Genomic DNA, 15,893 nt, shown 5'->3' with positions numbered 1-15,893 from the left:
GATTGCAGCGCTCAGGTTAACCAGTCGCCGCGCGAGGCGCTACGGAGCGATGGGCGGCATCGGCGCATGCGGCAACCAGCGTTTCAGGATCGCCTCCAGGCTGCCGTCCTCATGCATCTGCTGTAATGCGCGCTGCCAGCGCACCACGCGCACCACCGATGTCTGCGGGGAAAAGGCAATGTAGTAGGCCGAGCGCATGAACGGCACGTGCGCGGTAACGTCCTGTGGCTTGAGGTCGACAGCGGCCAACTCGCCAGCCAGGGTCAGGTCCTCAGTGGCGATCAGATTGACCCGGCCATGCTTGAGCATGGTCATCATCTGCTTCGAGCTGGGTACGCCATAGAGGTTGGTGAAGCCCTTCGCACTGAGGGTTTCGAAGGTGTACCACTGCTTGGGCAACGCCAGAGGTCCGCTGGCAGCGGCTTGCTCCAGCGTGTCGATGACGAGGGTGCGGGACTTGAGCGAGTAGAAACTGGTAGTGCCGACCACAATGGGGCCGACCCACTGGAACCGGTCCTCACGCTCGGCTGTACGCACAGTGGAGAACAGCGCGATATCTTCCTGTTGCTGAGCCAGGTACAGCGCTCGCGTCCAGGGCATCAGCTCGATCTGTCCAGTGTCGCCGGTACGCGCCAGCAATGCTCTGACCACCTCGACAGCAAGACCGCTCGGTTCGCCCTCGCGCATGAAGCTCATCGGCGGCGCATCCTCGGTGAGCAGACGCAGCTGTGCCTGTACCGGAGCGCACAGCGCCAGCAGCAGAACACATAGCCATCGATTAATACACTTGGCCATCATCACCCCTCCCGCTTGCAGCCTAGGCTCTGTACGAAAAGTGCCTGCGCTCGGTGATGCTTCGTTAAAAACGGGCTGGAACGCCAGCCCGGTCGAATGCTCATTTACAGCTCGTAAAGTCGAACGCGACTCCGACCGTTCCTCACCCGTTTTTGTGGGGCCGCCATCGGTATCGCCTGACCTTCGCTCGACGACTTTTCGTACAAACCCTAGCAAGCCGGGGCGCACCGTGCAGCCGCTTCACTCGCTGCGCAGCAAGTCGACCAAGGTGCGCTCATCGGCCGCGGGGAACCAGTGGCGGTAGATCCGCTCCAGGCTGCCGTCGTGGCGCATCTGCTGCAGCGCCTGTTGCCAACGTGCGACCAGCGCCGGATCCGTATTCAGGGAAAAGGCGATATAGGAATCGTTGGGCATCAGGTCGAACTGCTCCTGCAGCTGCCCGGCATTCATGCCCTGCTCGGCGAGCATGCCGTCGAGGGTCAGGTTGTTGGCCAGCAGCAGCTTGACCCGGCGATGGCGAAACATGCGCAGCATGTCCTGAGGCGTCGAAACGCCATACAGGTTATCCAGGTTCTGTTCGCGCAACAGTTCGTAGCTGTACCACTGTTTGGGAATCGCCAGGGTGCCGAGGCGCCGGACGTCTTCGAGGCTGGCGACTCGAAGCCCAGCATCCTTGTGCGTGTAGAAGCGCGTATAGCCGCGCGCGATCGGCCCGACCCACTGAAACTCGGCTTCGCGCTGCGCCGTACGTACGGTGGAGAACAATGCCGTGTCGGCCTGATGGCGAGCCTGGTGATAGCCGCGTGTCCAGGGCACCAGTTCGATATGCGCCGTCTCGCCAGTGCGGCGGATCAGCTCCTCGACCACGGCCACAGCCATGCCACTCGGCTTGCCATTTTCGAGATAGCTGAAGGGTCGATAGTCTTCGGTATACAGCCGCAAATCGGCAGCCGCCACATGGGCGCAGAGGCCGCAAAACAACAACAGAACGGCTACCGGGCACTTCAGATTCATCACACGCCACCGTCTAGAGCGCGCCCTACAGCGAATTCAGGACGGCCAGAACAAGGATCATAAACCCGCACCTGGCCCATCACCAAGGCTATTGCGGGGCTGTCATTTCAGCCAAATCCCTGGCGGTCACTACACGCGGTTCAAGTAGCAGTTGCAGGCGCGAAATGGCGCGTTCGCCACTCAGGGCCCGGTGCACCAGGCGCACCGCATGATCCCCCATGGCCTGCGGCTGCTGGAGCAACAGCGCATGAATCGCTCCCTCGCGCACGGCATCGAACAGCAGGTCGCCACCGTCGAAACCGACAAAGTCCAAGGTACCGGCCTTGCCCAGTTGGCGCAGCGCAACGAGGGTTGCTCGACTGCTGGTGCCATTGGGACTGAACAGGCCGTCGAGCTTGGGTAACTGCTGGCTCAGGGCCTCGGCGATGCGCTGGCGGTCATCCCCCAGGTAGGTATCGAACACCACCTGCAACCCAGTCGCCTGCGCCGCCAGCAGAAAGCCGCGCTCACGCTCCTCGGTCGATTGCAGCCCTGGCCGCAAACGCAACATCCCAACTCTGCCACCCCGCCCGAGGCGCTCGGCCATTTGTTGCCCGGCCAACTGACCGGCGAGGAAGTTGTCAGTCGCCACCAACGCATAAGCGCCGTCCCCCGCAATGTCGCGGTCGACATAGACAGTGGGGATGCCCTCGGCACGCAAGGCCGTGATCCGAATATCGATAACATCGCCAGCCGGAGCGATGATCAGCGCTTTGCAACCCTGCGCTAGGACGCGATCTATCAATTGCAACTGCACCTCGACGCTGCCCTCTTGAGCCGGGGCGCGTGTATAGAGCTCCAATTGCAGCTCATCAGCGGTGCGTCTCGCGCCGGCCTCCAGTTCGCTCCAGAACGCCGACGTGCCGGCCGGCACCATACCGATGCAGTCACGCGCCCAGGCAGGCGCGGACGTCAGGGAAAGAGCCGTCAGCAACAGGCAAATGGAAGGAATTATTCTTGGCATGTTCAACTCCTGGACCCTGCCATCACTTTAGCATCGCCATGCGGCACTGCGACGCCTGTCGGCAAGCTGTCGACTCATACTTTTTCACATTCAAAACCGACGGTCGGGCTAGCCCTTGACGCGCCGGGCAGGCGATCATCGGGCTTCCTACGCAGACTCCAGCTACCATGACCGCCACTACTGACAGCCGTACCCCGACGCACAAGCCCCGCCCGCTGATCGATCTGGCCATCAGCATCCTGATTCCCTCGTTCATCCTGATGAAGCTCAGTGGTGAGCACCGCCTCGGCGCCGATGGTGCGTTGATCCTGGCCCTGGCGTTCCCGCTGGCCTGGGGCGCATTCGAGCTGATCAAATACCGCAAATTCAACTTCATCGCCCTGCTCGGCCTGATCAGCGTCGCGTTGACCGGCGGTATCGGCCTGCTCAAGCTCGACACCCAGTGGCTGGCAGTCAAGGAAGCACTGATCCCCGGCCTGATCGGCATCGCCGTGCTGGTGTCTACCCGCACCCGCTACCCGCTGATCCGCACTCTGCTGTTCAACAAGACCGTGCTCAATATCGACAAGATCCACGACCGCCTGGAGCAAGGCGGCCATGTCGAGCACTTCGAGACGCGCCTGATGCGCGCCACCTACTGGCTCAGCGGCACCTTCTTCTTCTCCTCGTTCATGAACTATGTGCTGGCCAAGTGGATCGTGGTCAGCCCGGCCGGCACCGAAGCGTTCAACGACGAGCTGGGTCGCATGACCCTGCTCAGCTACCCGATGATCGCCATTCCCTCGATGATCATGCTGATGGCCATCTTCTACTACCTGTGGAAGACCATTCACGGCCTGACCGGCCTGAGCCTGGAAGAAATCATGGCCAACACCGGCCAGGAATCGCAGCCCTGATCAGCGCCGACCTTCGGGTCGGCCGCGCTGAACATGCTTGGGCTTTCCGCCTATCCGGCTCTGTTTCTCTCCGCCTTTGGCGCGGCGACGCTGTTGCCGCTGCAGTCCGAAGCGGTGCTGGTCGCCTTGCTGCTGGCCGGCCAACATCCGCTCTGGGCCCTGTTGCTGGTGGCCACTCTGGGCAATGTGCTGGGCTCCTGGGTCAACTGGCTGCTGGGCCGCTCCATCGAACACTATCGCGAGCGCCGCTGGTTCCCGGTCAGCCCTGCTCGGTTACAGCAGGCACAGAGCTGGTACGCGCGCTATGGGCGCTGGTCGCTGCTGCTGAGCTGGATGCCGGTAATCGGCGACCCACTGACGCTGGTTGCCGGCGTAATGCGCGAGCGTCTGTGGGTGTTTCTGGCCATCGTCACCCTGGCTAAAGCGAGCCGCTACGCCGTGCTGGCGGCGCTGACGCTGGCATGGATATGAACGTATCAGGACAACCGCTGACACAACCACAAGAGGGTGCGAATGTGCTTGGCAGTTGAGTACAGGCTGCGCCTCCCTGATACTGCGCAGCGCGCCACGCGGGCACGATCCGCCACCGGCCGTTGCACAATGGCCGGATGGCCGATGAACAGCTGCCTCCCACAGAGGCATGCGGCCCCACTACCTCGGGGCCTAGCGAGCGAGGAATTGCGGTGTCTGTCGTAGAAGCCAAACCAAAACTGAAGCGCAGCGACCTGATCTGGACGCTGATCGGACTCAGTGCCGTGGTGCTGTCTGGCTTTCTGCTGTATCGCGAGTTGCGCAATATCTCCCTCGATGAGATCAAGGGCAGCATCGAAGCGATCTCGCACATGAACTGGCTGCTTGCCGCAGCGGCCACCCTCGGCGCGTACTGGGCACTGGCCTGGTACGACCGCATCGCCGTCGCTCACCTCGGCAAGAAGATTCCCTGGCGCTTCATCACCCTGTGCTCCTTCACCACCTATGCCCTGGCCCACAACATCGGCGCCTCGGTATTCTCAGGCGCAGTGGTGCGTTACCGAGCCTACCGCAGCAAGGGCCTGACGCCGCAGGAAATCGGCATCCTTATTATTTTCTGCTCCTTTACCTTCGCCCTCGGCACCCTGCTCGCCAGCGGCTGCGTGCTGATCGCTCAGCCCGACCTGATCCACCGCGTCGCCAATGTCACGCCTCTGGTCTCGGTAGTCATCGGCAGCGTCTTGCTGTGCCTGGTCGGCCTCTACGTGCTGGGCTCCTGGCGCCAGTTCAAACCCTGGACGCTGGGCAAGCTGCATGTGGAATATCCACGCCTGCCCATCGTCAGCCGCCAGTTGCTGGCCGGGCCACTGGAACTGCTCTGCGCGGCGGCGATCATCTACTTCGCCCTGCCGGCCGACAATCATCCCGGCTATCTGGTGGTGCTCGGCGTGTTCCTCGCTTCCTTCTCTCTGGCGCTGCTGTCCCATGCACCTGGCGGCCTGGGTGTACTGGAAGTGACCTTCCTCGCCGCACTGCCGGAGATTCCCGCTGCCGATGTGCTGGCGGCGCTTATCGTGTTCCGCGTGTTCTATCTGCTGCTGCCGTTCGCACTGTCACTGCTGGTGGTGCTGGGCTTCGAATGGACGCAGTGGAAGCGCAAGCGCGAGGAGAGCCTTGACCTACCGTCCTGACGGCTCGCCGTCGCAGCGCGACTGACATAGAATGCGCGGCCGTTTTTCATGGCCTGCGTTTCATGTCTTTCTCCACTCCCGCCCGCGCCTGCGGCATCGACTTCGGCACCTCCAACTCCACCGTCGGCTGGTTTCGTCCTGGCCAGGACAGCCTGCTGCCGCTGGAAGACGGCAAGATCACCCTGCCCTCGGTGATCTTCTTCAACACCGAGGAGCGCCGCCCGGTCTACGGTCGCCTGGCCCTGCACGAGTATCTGGAAGGCTACGAAGGCCGCCTGATGCGCTCGCTGAAAAGCCTGCTGGGCTCCAAGTTGCTGAAGACTGAAACCACCGTGCTGGGCAGCGCCCTGCCCTTCAAGGATCTGCTCGGCTTCTTCATCCGCGAGCTGAAAAAGCGCGCCGAAGCCCAGGCCGACCACGCCTTCGAGGAAGTGGTGCTAGGCCGCCCGGTATTCTTCGTCGATGACGACCCGGCCGCCGACCAGGAAGCGCAGAACACCCTGGTCGCCGTGGCACACAAGCTCGGTTTCAAGGACGTATCGTTCCAGTACGAACCCATTGCTGCCGCCTTCGACTACGAGTCGGGCCTGGATAGTGAAGAGTTGGTGCTGATCGTCGACATCGGTGGTGGTACCTCCGACTTCTCCCTGGTACGCCTGGCCCCAGAGCGCCATCACCTGGCCGAACGCCAGGGCGATATTCTCGCCACCGGCGGCGTTCACATCGGCGGTACCGACTTCGACAAACAGCTTTCTCTGGCCGGCGTGATGCCGCTGTTCGGCTATGGCAGCCGGATGAAAAGCGACGCCTTCATGCCCACCAGCTACCACCTCAACCTGGCCACCTGGCACACCATCAACGCGCTGTACGCGCAGAAGACCCAGCTCGCTCTGCAGAACATGCGCTACGACATCGTCGACGCCACCGGCATCGACCGTCTGTTCGGCCTGATCGAACAACGTGCCGGGCACTGGCTGGCGATGCAGGTGGAAGACAGCAAGATCGCCCTCAGCGAGCACGACGCACGTCCCATCGACCTGTCGCGCGTCGAACCGGGCCTGGTCGCCGAACTGACCCGTCCACTGTTCGAGAACGCCATCGAGCCACTGCTCGAACGCATCCGCGCCAGCCTCACACAGTTGCTCGCCGATGCCGGCATCACGGCGGATCAGGTCGACACACTGTTCTTCACCGGCGGCTCCAGCGGTGTACCGGCGCTGCGCCAGAGCGTGGCGGCGATGCTGCCCAATGCGCGCAGCGTCGAAGGCAACACCTTCGGCAGTATTGGTAGCGGCCTGGCCATCGAAGCCAAGAAACGCTACGGCTAAGTTTTTTGTGGGAGCGGCTTCAGCCGCGATTCTGGCCTCCCGCACAGGCCCCTCGCGGCTAAAGCCGCTCCTACACCAGAAGCCCAACCTGTTCTCCCGTGCCTCGCACGACAGGCTCTGGGTTATGCTTGCCGCCCATCTGAATCACCGAGGAATAGCGAGATGAAAGCCCAGCTGGAAGAACTGATCGCCAAGATAAGCTCCGGCTGCCTGCCCGAGGACGAGATCGCCCGCATTGCCGACGAAGCCGCGCAGGCCTATGCCGACCCAGCCGCCTTCCTCGCCGCCAACCCGGACGTCAACTACGACGACGAATTCCCCATCCCGCTGGGCGAATGGGTGGTGGTCGGCAGCCTGCCGGAGACGGTGCTGTTCCAGGCCGACAGCTATGAAGAGCTGTTCCAGCGCATCACCGAATCCTTCGGCCCGCAGGTGCAGTTCGTGCTCAAGGCCAAGCAACTGGCCAAGACCGAAGCGCTGAAAGCACTGAACCGCATTCAGGTGCAACTCTCGGCGCTGTCGTCGGAAACCGGCGGCTATGTGCTGGTGGACTTCAGCGAACCGCTGGATGACGAGCTGCAGACGGTGCTGGTGTATGCCAACGATTTGCCACGGGTACTGGAGCTGGCGGTGGAAGTGGGTATCTATGCGGCACCGGCGCTGGAGGCGGCGCAAGCACAGGCGGATGCCTGAGCCCTGAGGGAACGCCCGTCCTGGGTCGCAGTCACTAGCTCTATTCGATCTGCCACAACCGCAAGGAAATCGTCATGAAGATTCTGCTGGTACTGACTTCCCACGACCGCCTCGGCGATACCGGCCACAAGACCGGCTTCTGGCTGGAAGAATTCGCCGCGCCCTACTACAGCTTCAAGGATGCCGGCGCCCAGTTGACCCTGGCCTCGCCCAAGGGTGGCCAGCCGCCCATCGACCCGAAGAGCGATGACGAGAGCGCGCAGACCGATGCCACTCGCCGCTTCGCCAAGGATGCCGAGGCCCAGCGCGAGCTGGCCAACACCCTGCCGCTGGCGCAGGTGCGTGCAGAAGACTTCGATGCGCTGTTCTACCCCGGCGGCCACGGCCCGCTGTGGGATCTGGCCGAAAGCGCCGACTCCATCGCCCTGATCGAACGTTTCCAGGCGCTCGGCAAGCCAGTCGGTGCGGTCTGCCATGCGCCGGGCGTGCTGCGCCACGTCAAGGGCAGCGACGGCAAGCCGCTGGTCGCCGGCAAGCGCGTCACCGGTTTCAGCAACAGCGAAGAAGAAGCGGTGCAGTTGACCCAGGTAGTGCCCTTCCTGGTCGAGGACATGCTCAAGGCCAATGGCGGCCTGTATGCCCGTGGCGCTGACTGGCAGAGCCATGTCGAGGTCGACGGCCTGCTGGTCACCGGGCAGAACCCGGCCTCTTCCGAAGCCAGCGCCGAAGCGCTGCTCGGCCTGCTCGAGGCACGCGCATGAGCATCGCCATCTTCGCCAGCATCCAGGCCCGGCCCGAACACCGCGACGAGGTGCTGCAAGCACTGCAGCAGATGGTCAGCGCTACCCGCGCCGAGCCCGGCAACCTGCGTTATGACCTGTTCGAGCGCGACGGCACGCCCGGCACCTTCGATCTCTACGAGCTGTACGTGGATCGCGCCGCAGTAGAGGCGCACCGGCAAAGCGCGCATTACCTCGACTACCGCCAGCGCACCGCTGCCTGGCTGGCCACCCCGCCCGAAGTGAAGGTCAGTCTGCCGCTGAATCTGGCCCCTTGAACCGAGCTGCGGGCGTCCGCTGACGCCCGCCTTCAGAAGCCCATCAGCATCATCCAGGCCGGCAGGCTGACGGCGGCGAGCAGCGTCGACAACGAGATCGCCGCGCTGACGCTGCGGTTGTCCTCGGCCGTGCGGGCAAATGCCATCACATTCACTCCGCTCGGGCAGGCCGCCAGCAGCACCATCACAGTCCGCGCGGAATCGTTGAGGCCTGGCAGCAGGCCACTCAATGTCCACACCAGCGCCGGAAACAGCAGCAGCTTGACCAGCGCCACGCCCCAAGCCTCAGCGGTCGGCCGCAAGCGATAGCGCGACAGGCTGGCGCCCAGCACGATCAGTGCACAAGGCAGAGCGGCCTGGCCCAGCCAGGTCACCGCGCGCCACAGGCTGTCCGGCACCACCAGCCCGGAAAGATTGAGCAAGGCGCCCAACAACAGGCCGATGATCATCGGGTTGGCCAGATTCTTCAGCAGAGCACGCCCGTCGACCCGTTCCTGGCTGCCGAAGGCCGCATAGAAGCTCTGCAGGGAAAACAGCGTGAGGCTGTGAAACACCAGAATGGCGAAGACATAGAGCAGGCCGTCATTACCCATCAGGCTGGCGATCAGCGGGATGCCGACCAGTACGTTGTTGGAGAACGCCGCCACCAATCCCAGCGGCGTCGCCGTACCGCGCCGCCAATGCGCTAGCGCGTTGACCACGACGAACACCAGCAGTACCGGCAGGTAATAGGCCAACAACAACATCGGCGACAGCCCTTCGGCCAGCGATGCCTTGGCGATACCCGCAAACAGCAGCGTCGGCATGAACAGCTTGAAGGTGATGTTGGCCAGACCGGCCGCCGACTCGGTGGTGAGCCACTGGCGCCAGCCGAGCAGATAGCCGAGAACGATCAGAGCGAAGATCGGCAAAATGGCCTGTGCGGCGAGCATGGCTGAAGCGGCCTCCTGGGACTGCTGAAGAGGACGGATCGAGCTCGACCCGCGAGGGCCGCCAAGCATACGCGTGCCGAACGCTCAGCGCGACGCCTTGCGAAACATCCGCCGCCAAGCTTGACACCCAGCCAGAAGCACCGAAATAGAGCGCCCCGATCAAGTATTGAGGGGATCGATGTTCACTATCAGGTCAGTCAAATTCTTATCTTCGCTCATGTCCTCAAGAATTAGCTCCGAAGCCACTTATTACTCCCCAACGGAGAGAACGACATGAAAACTCAACTTAGCCTTGCAGCCCTGGCCCTGAGCCTGATAACCACCAGTGTATTCGCCGCCCCTAGCAGCGCCCCCTTCCCTCTGGTGGGTGAAACCAAGGACAGCCAGGTCCAACAGCAACCCGTCGCCCCGCTGGCCGAAGACGGCGCCGACCGCACCCCCGGCGCCCAGCGCGTTCAGGTGGTAGAAGGTGGTTATGAGCGTACGCCGGGTGCACAGCGCGTCCAGCTGGCTGAAGGCGGCTATGAACGCACTCCGGGCGCCCAACGTGTTCAGTTGGCCGAAGGTGGTTACGAACGTACTCCTGGCGCGCAGCGCATCCAGCTGGCTGAAGATGGCTCTGACCGCACTCCGGGCAGCCAGCGTATCCAACTGGTAGAAGGCGGCTATGAGCGTACCCCTGGTGCCCAACGCGTTCAGCTGGCCGAAGGCGGTTACGAACGTACTCCTGGCGCACAGCGTGTACAGCTTGCCGAAGGCGGCTCTGATCGCCTGATCGAGCAACGTGGACGTACTGCATAAGTGCTATCGCAACACCCCAAGCCCGGCACAGGCCGGGCTTTTTCATGCCTGCGATTTACAGGCGAGCGCGCACCGGCACGCAGCGAGTCACGCCATCCCGGCAGAGGGCAAGCGGTAGATCCAGATACGTCGCAGCACAGTCGCAAACTGCCCCCACAAGGTGCCGCAGTTGTAATGCTGGCCATAACGTTCGGCGATCAGGCGTACCTCACGCGCCAATTCGGCATAGCGCCGCGCGGGCAGATCCGGGAACAGGTGATGCTCGATCTGATGGCTGAGGTTGCCGGTCAGAATATGCAGCAGCGGCCCACCGGACAGGTTGCTCGAGCCGCGCAGTTGCCGCAGATACCAGTGCCCGCGCGTCTCCCCTTGCAATATTTCTGGCGCAAAGACCGCCGCCTTCTCGGTGAAATGGCCGCAGAAGATCACCAGAAAAGTCCATAGATTACGCAGCAGATTGGCCACCAGATTGCCCGTCAGCACAGCCATGGCATTGGCACCGAGCAGCAAGGCCAGCAGCGGAAACGCCAGATAGTCCTTGCCCCACTGCCGCGCCAGCTTGGCACCGAACTGACGCGCCAGCGGACGCACCTCCTCCTTGCTGATGCGGCCTTTTACCAGTTTGTCCAGGCGCAAGTGCTGGATCGCCACCGCGTACTGGAACAGCAGCGCCTGGATCGTCACCCACAGCGGCTGCCAGCGGTAGAAAGGCTTCCAACGCTGCTCCGGGAACAGCCGCACCACGCCGTAGCCAACGTCATCGTCCATGCCCAGCACGTTGGTGTAGGTGTGATGCACATGGTTATGGGTGTGCCGCCAGAAGTCAGCGGGGCCGACGATGTCCCATTCATACAGGCGCCCGGCGAATTCCGGGTCGTTCATCCAGTCGTACTGGCCGTGCATCACGTTGTGGCCCAGTTCCATGTTCTCGAGGATCTTGCCCAGCCCCAGCAAGAACGTGCCGAGCAGCCAGGTCGGTGGAAACCAGCCAAACATCAGCAGCGCACGGCCAGCCCAGCAGCACAGGCGCACCACGCCACGCACACGGCGGATGTAGCGCGCATCGGTCTCGCCCAGGTCGGCCAGGGTACGCTGGCGCAACGCATCCAGCTCCTGGCCGAAGGCATCGAGCTCGGCAGGGGTCAGCTCACGATCAGGACGATGGCTCACAGGTCGATCTCCACATCCCCATGCGGGGCACTGACACATAGACGGATGGGCTGCCCCGGCTCGGCGAACAGTTCACCGCTGCGCAGATCACGCACCGTGCCGGCCAACAGCAAACAGGTACAACTGGTACAGATGCCCTGACGGCAGCCATGAGCTGGACGCAGCCCGGCAGCTTCGGCCTGCTCCAGCAGACTCGCGTTGCTGCTGCCGGAAACCTGCTGCCGGCTCCGGGCGAAGCTCAAGCGGACCTCGCCAGCCTCCGTTTCGGCCAGCATCGGAAGCGGACTGAAGCTTTCCGATAGCAGGCTGCTGCCGCGTCCGGCGGCATGCCACCAGCCACACGCCTGCTCGACGAAACCACGCGGGCCACAGACCCGCAGATGATCGCCCGGCAACGCGGCCAGCCGTTCGGCCGACAGGCGATCACCCTCGCCACTGAAAACCCGCTGCACCTGGAAGTTGGCATGACGTGCCGACAATGCCTGCAGCTCTGCGGCAAAAGCTTGCTGCCCCTGATGACGAACCTGATGCAGCAACGTCACCGGCGCAGCGAAGCCACGCGCGAGAGCGTCACGCAGCAGGCCGAGCAACGGGGTGATGCCGCTGCCAGCCGCCAGTAGCAACACGGCGTTGTGCTTCTGCGGCCAGGCGAACTCGCCGAATGCCTGACCCAATTCGATCACCTCACCCACCTCCAGGTGATCGAGCAGCAGATTGGACAGGCGCCCGCCCGGCTGGCGTTTGATCGCAATCTCGATGTGCCCGTCGGTTGCCACCGAAGTCAGGCTGTAACTGCGTCCGTGACGCACGCCGTCCTGCTCCAGATACAGCTGGACATGCTGCCCAGCTCGCCAGTCACGCGCATTGCCATTGCAGCGCAGCTCAAGTGCCAGCATGTCGTCGGCGACCCAGCGGCGCGCCTCGACCTGAGCGAACACACGATTGAGGCGCAGCGCCGCGTGAAACTGACGCAGGCACAGATCGACATCCGCTTCACGCAGCCAGCCGTTCGCACAAAGCTGACGCAGAGGCTGTAGGTAAGCCGCCAGCCACCGCGCCCCTGAGAGAGAAAGTAAAGCCATCGAAGAATTCCAGTGAACACTTGCGCACAAGGCTGACAGATAGCCCGCGTTTCAGTCAACAGTCGTTCACCGAAATGCATCTGCGCGGTTCGACGCTGGCGTCGCGCATTTGTTAGAGTGCGGCATCGCTCAACGACCCCGATCTCGCATGACGCCACGCGCCGAACAAAAGCAGCAGACCCGCCAGGCCCTGATGGCTGCCGCCCTAACGCTGATGGAAAGCGGGCGCGGCTTTGGCAGTCTGAGCCTGCGCGAAGTCACCCGCGTCGCCGGTATCGTGCCCACCGGTTTCTATCGCCATTTCGCCGACATGGACGAACTCGGCCTGGCACTGGTGGCGGAAGTCGGTGAAACCTTCCGCGCGGCGATCCGTCAGGTGCGCCGTCACGAGTTCGAGATGCGCGGCATGATCGACGCCTCGGTGCGCATCTTCCTCGCCGAAGTGGCCGCCAATCGTGCCCAGTTTCTGTTCCTCGCCCGCGAGCAGTATGGCGGCTCGCAACCGGTGCGCCAGGCCGTTGCAGCCCTGCGCGAACGCATCACCAGCGACCTGGCCGCCGACCTCAAGCTGATGAACCGCATGCCGCACCTCGACGATGCAGCGCGCGACGTGGTGTCGGACCTGGTGGTGAAGACCGTATTCGCCACCCTGCCCGAACTGATCGACCCACCCGCTGAAACCCTGCCGGCGCACCTCACCGCAGAAGCCAAGGTCATTCAGCAGCTGCGCTTCATCATGGTCGGTGGCAAGCACTGGTTGGGCCTGGGCAAGCCCTCGGACTAGAGCGCACCAAAAGCGCGCATCCAAAAAGAAAACGCACCAAATCAAACCTGACCGTCTCGCCAAGTTATCCACAACAGGCTTGAACGCCCCGCCTTGCGCCACTCTTCAGCCTTGGCAAGCCACTTGCACTATTTCCGGGCACATTGCCCCGGAATAGATACGCATGCTGGTGATCCACTCCCGAATCGCGCCGCAGAGCGCCTGCCACGCTGAACTGGAACTGACCTTCGAAGCCCGCAGCAAGAGCCGCCTGCGCTGTTTCACCACTGACGGTGAAGAGGTAGGCCTGTTCCTCGAGCGCGGCCAACCGGCGCTGGCTGATGGTGAGTGTCTGCAGGCCAAGGACGGGCGCATCGTCAGGGTACGGGCCAAGGCCGAACCGCTGCTGCATGTCACCTGCGCCAGCCCCTTCGAGCTGATGCGCGCCGCCTACCACCTGGGCAACCGCCATGTCGCCCTGCAACTGGGTGACGGCTGGCTGCGCCTGCCTGACGACTACGTGCTCAAGGCCATGCTCGAACAGCTCGGTGCTACGGTCGAAGCCGTCGAAGCGCCCTATCAGCCCGAGCAAGGCGCCTACGGCGGCGGCCATCACCATTCCCATCACGGCGATGAAGAATTCAATTACGGCCCGCGCCTGCACCAATTCGGGGTGCGCAAGTGACGCTGCCCCCATCGAGCCTGACAAAGGCAACGCCATGAAACCTGCCTGGGCATTGTTGCGCCTGGCCAGCCCGCAGCTGCCCATTGGCGGCTACAGCTACTCGCAAGGCCTGGAATGGGCCATCGACAGCGGCCTGATCACTGATGCCGCAAGCGCCGAGTGCTGGCTGGCCGATCAACTGATGCTCAACCTCGCCCGCTTCGAAGCGCCGCTGCTGCTGGCTCATTGCCGCGCCGCCGACGAGGGTGATTGGCCGCGCCTGCAGCAACTGGCCGAACAGCACCGCGCCAGCCGCGAGACACGCGAGCTGGCTCTGGAGAGCCGGCAGATGGGTTACTCGCTGCGGCAACTGCTCGAAGGCCTGCCCGAACTGGACGAGGCGGCGCGTGAAGCACTTGCAGCCCAGGACGAACCCGGCCTGGCACTGGCCTGGGCCCTGGCCGCTCGCGCCTGGCAGATCAGCCCGGACGACGCCCTCGCCGCCTGGCTCTGGGGCTGGCTGGAAAACCAGCTCGCCGTGCTGATGAAGGTGTTGCCGCTTGGCCAGCAGGCCGCCCAACGCTTGACCAGCCGCCTGCTACCGCAGCTCGATGCCGCCCAGCAGCAAGCCGCCACCCTTTCCCCCGAACACTGGGGCAGCGCCGTCTTCGGCCTGGCCCTGGCGAGCATGGCGCACGAGCGCCAGTACTCACGTCTATTCCGCTCCTGACGAGGAACAACAGCACATGAACAGCCAACCCCTGCGTGTCGGCATCGGCGGCCCGGTCGGTTCCGGCAAGACCGCTCTGACCCTGGCCCTGTGCCGCGCCCTGCGTGAGCGCTACAACATCGCCGTGGTCACCAACGACATCTATACCCAGGAAGACGCCCAGTTCCTGGTGCGCAACGAGGCCCTGGAGCCCGAGCGCATCATCGGCGTGGAAACCGGCGGCTGCCCGCATACCGCCATCCGCGAAGACGCCTCGATCAACCTGGAGGCCGTCGAACAACTCAACCGCCGTTTCCCCGGCCTGGACCTGATCATCGTCGAATCCGGTGGTGACAACCTGTCCGCCACCTTCAGCCCTGAGCTATCCGACCTGACCCTGTACGTGATCGACGTATCGGCCGGCGACAAGCTGCCACGCAAGGGCGGCCCGGGTATCTGCAAATCCGACCTGCTGGTGATCAACAAGGTCGACCTCGCGCCCATGGTCGGCGCCTCGCTGGAGGTCATGGAGCGCGACACGCTGAAGATGCGCGGCGACAAGCCCTTTGTCTTCAGCAACCAGAAAGTCGGCCAGGGTCTCGACGAGATCATCGCCTTCATCGAACGCCAGGGCATGCTCACCGCGGCCTGATTCCACTCAAGGAGAACCTCATGAATCTGCGCAAAACCCTCTACGCCGTTGCCCTGTTCTGTACCCCGGCGCTGGCCTTTGCTCACCCCGGGCACGGCGACTCCGGGCTCATGGCCGGCCTCGCCCACCCGGTGTTCGGCCTGGATCACCTGCTGGCGATGTTCGCCGTCGGCCTGTGGGCCGCGCAACAGAGCGGTGCGGCGCGCTGGGCGCTGCCAGTGACCTTCGTTGGCACCATGCTGGTCGGCGGCCTTCTCGGCTTCGCCGGTGTGGAAATCCCGCTGATGGAGACCGGCATCGCCGGTTCGGTTCTGGCCTTCGGCCTGCTGGTGGCCGTGGCTGCACGCCTGCCCATGGCGGTATCCGTTGCCCTGACCGCGCTCTTCGCCCTCACCCACGGCGTCGCCCACGGCCTGGAACTGCCTGATCTGGCCAGCCCCTTCGGTTACGCCATCGGCTTCATCGTCGCCACCGCGGCGCTGCACGCCATCGGCTTCGCCCTGGTGCGTTTCCTGCCGCAAGCGGCGGCACCGCTGGTGCGTATCGCCGGTGCAGCCTCGGCAGCGACCGGTGTCTGGTTGCTGGCTAGCTGAAGAGCCGCAGCCAATAGCGGCTGCCGTGGTGCGCGCAGCGCACCCTACCCCCGTAGGGTGCGCCATGCGCACCGACTCCG

The 15,893-nt window shown here is 63.7% G+C and carries 19 protein-coding genes; 13 read left to right on the top strand and 6 right to left on the bottom strand.

Annotation, left to right across the window (positions count from 1 at the left end):
* Nucleotides 1-39: 39 nt before the first annotated feature.
* From ACNFCJ_RS05510 to ACNFCJ_RS05500, 3 genes are all read right to left on the bottom strand, one after another.
* Nucleotides 40-798 carry a substrate-binding periplasmic protein gene (locus ACNFCJ_RS05510; protein WP_416770240.1) on the bottom strand — a complete coding sequence of 253 codons (759 nt, stop codon included), beginning with the start codon at nt 796-798 and terminating at the stop codon, nt 40-42.
* A gap of 237 nt (nt 799-1,035) precedes the next feature.
* Nucleotides 1,036-1,809 carry a substrate-binding periplasmic protein gene (locus ACNFCJ_RS05505; RefSeq protein ID WP_416770238.1) on the bottom strand — a complete coding sequence of 258 codons (774 nt, stop codon included), beginning with the start codon at nt 1,807-1,809 and terminating at the stop codon, nt 1,036-1,038.
* Nucleotides 1,810-1,897: 88 nt separating this feature from the next.
* The gene (locus ACNFCJ_RS05500) at nt 1,898-2,812 is read right to left on the bottom strand and encodes a substrate-binding domain-containing protein (protein ID WP_416770236.1); all 915 of its coding nucleotides are present in this window, start codon (nt 2,810-2,812) and stop codon (nt 1,898-1,900) included.
* 167 nt (nt 2,813-2,979) lie between these two features.
* Here ACNFCJ_RS05500 and ACNFCJ_RS05495 point away from each other — a divergent pair, with 167 nt between their 5' ends.
* The 7 genes from ACNFCJ_RS05495 (at nt 2,980) to ACNFCJ_RS05465 (ending at nt 8,447) form a co-directional block, all read left to right on the top strand.
* Nucleotides 2,980-3,708, top strand: coding sequence for a VC0807 family protein (locus ACNFCJ_RS05495; protein WP_106732552.1), 729 nt, complete (start codon nt 2,980-2,982; stop codon nt 3,706-3,708).
* Between the two features lie 33 nt (nt 3,709-3,741).
* Nucleotides 3,742-4,179 (top strand): YqaA family protein, encoded by a 438-nt coding sequence (locus ACNFCJ_RS05490; RefSeq protein ID WP_343348947.1) that lies wholly within the window; start codon nt 3,742-3,744, stop codon nt 4,177-4,179.
* 212 nt (nt 4,180-4,391) lie between these two features.
* On the top strand, nt 4,392-5,369 hold the full coding sequence (locus tag ACNFCJ_RS05485; protein WP_416770234.1) for a lysylphosphatidylglycerol synthase transmembrane domain-containing protein: 978 nt from the start codon (nt 4,392-4,394) through the stop codon (nt 5,367-5,369).
* A 62-nt stretch (nt 5,370-5,431) separates the two neighbouring features.
* Nucleotides 5,432-6,697 carry an Hsp70 family protein gene (locus tag ACNFCJ_RS05480; protein WP_416770232.1) on the top strand — a complete coding sequence of 422 codons (1,266 nt, stop codon included), beginning with the start codon at nt 5,432-5,434 and terminating at the stop codon, nt 6,695-6,697.
* 162 nt (nt 6,698-6,859) lie between these two features.
* Nucleotides 6,860-7,390 carry a hypothetical protein gene (locus tag ACNFCJ_RS05475; RefSeq protein ID WP_416770231.1) on the top strand — a complete coding sequence of 177 codons (531 nt, stop codon included), beginning with the start codon at nt 6,860-6,862 and terminating at the stop codon, nt 7,388-7,390.
* A gap of 74 nt (nt 7,391-7,464) precedes the next feature.
* Complete coding sequence (locus ACNFCJ_RS05470; RefSeq protein WP_416770230.1) at nt 7,465-8,151, top strand: type 1 glutamine amidotransferase domain-containing protein; 687 nt, start codon at nt 7,465-7,467, stop codon at nt 8,149-8,151.
* Entirely contained in the window at nt 8,148-8,447 is a 300-nt protein-coding gene (locus ACNFCJ_RS05465; RefSeq protein WP_416770229.1) for a putative quinol monooxygenase, read from the top strand. The genes ACNFCJ_RS05470 and ACNFCJ_RS05465 overlap by 4 nt, the downstream gene beginning before the upstream one ends.
* A 32-nt stretch (nt 8,448-8,479) precedes the next feature.
* Here the strand turns inward: ACNFCJ_RS05465 and ACNFCJ_RS05460 are convergent, their stop codons facing one another.
* Nucleotides 8,480-9,379 carry an AEC family transporter gene (locus tag ACNFCJ_RS05460; RefSeq protein WP_416770227.1) on the bottom strand — a complete coding sequence of 300 codons (900 nt, stop codon included), beginning with the start codon at nt 9,377-9,379 and terminating at the stop codon, nt 8,480-8,482.
* A gap of 273 nt (nt 9,380-9,652) precedes the next feature.
* Between ACNFCJ_RS05460 and ACNFCJ_RS05455 the strand changes: the two genes are divergently transcribed.
* Nucleotides 9,653-10,180, top strand: a complete 528-nt coding sequence (locus ACNFCJ_RS05455; protein WP_416770226.1) for a hypothetical protein — start codon at nt 9,653-9,655, stop codon at nt 10,178-10,180.
* Between the two features lie 87 nt (nt 10,181-10,267).
* On the opposite strand, the gene ACNFCJ_RS05450 is transcribed toward ACNFCJ_RS05455, so the two are convergent.
* Nucleotides 10,268-11,389: a fatty acid desaturase family protein gene (locus ACNFCJ_RS05450; RefSeq protein WP_416770224.1), complete on the bottom strand. Its 1,122-nt coding sequence runs from the start codon at nt 11,387-11,389 to the stop codon at nt 10,268-10,270.
* Entirely contained in the window at nt 11,347-12,432 is a 1,086-nt protein-coding gene (locus tag ACNFCJ_RS05445; RefSeq protein ID WP_416770222.1) for a ferredoxin reductase, read from the bottom strand. Before ACNFCJ_RS05445 ends, ACNFCJ_RS05450 begins: the two co-directional genes overlap by 43 nt.
* Before the next feature lie 148 nt (nt 12,433-12,580).
* Here ACNFCJ_RS05445 and ACNFCJ_RS05440 point away from each other — a divergent pair, with 148 nt between their 5' ends.
* From ACNFCJ_RS05440 to ACNFCJ_RS05420, 5 genes are all read left to right on the top strand, one after another.
* Entirely contained in the window at nt 12,581-13,216 is a 636-nt protein-coding gene (locus tag ACNFCJ_RS05440) for a TetR family transcriptional regulator (protein ID WP_106732536.1), read from the top strand.
* A gap of 163 nt (nt 13,217-13,379) precedes the next feature.
* Complete coding sequence (gene ureE, locus ACNFCJ_RS05435) at nt 13,380-13,880, top strand: urease accessory protein UreE (protein ID WP_125881462.1); 501 nt, start codon at nt 13,380-13,382, stop codon at nt 13,878-13,880.
* 34 nt (nt 13,881-13,914) lie between these two features.
* Complete coding sequence (locus ACNFCJ_RS05430) at nt 13,915-14,589, top strand: urease accessory protein UreF (RefSeq protein WP_125881461.1); 675 nt, start codon at nt 13,915-13,917, stop codon at nt 14,587-14,589.
* A gap of 16 nt (nt 14,590-14,605) precedes the next feature.
* Complete coding sequence (ureG, locus tag ACNFCJ_RS05425) at nt 14,606-15,220, top strand: urease accessory protein UreG (RefSeq protein ID WP_013713893.1); 615 nt, start codon at nt 14,606-14,608, stop codon at nt 15,218-15,220.
* Between the two features lie 20 nt (nt 15,221-15,240).
* A complete protein-coding gene (locus ACNFCJ_RS05420; RefSeq protein ID WP_296234745.1) occupies nt 15,241-15,813 on the top strand; it encodes a HupE/UreJ family protein in 573 nt (190 codons plus the stop codon).
* The last annotated feature ends 80 nt before the right edge of the window (nt 15,814-15,893 follow it).

It is taken from the genome of Pseudomonas sp. NY15364 (assembly GCF_048068235.1).
GTDB lineage: Bacteria > Pseudomonadota > Gammaproteobacteria > Pseudomonadales > Pseudomonadaceae > Aquipseudomonas > Aquipseudomonas mendocina_D.
This window is presented reverse-complemented; position numbering and strand designations above follow the sequence as displayed.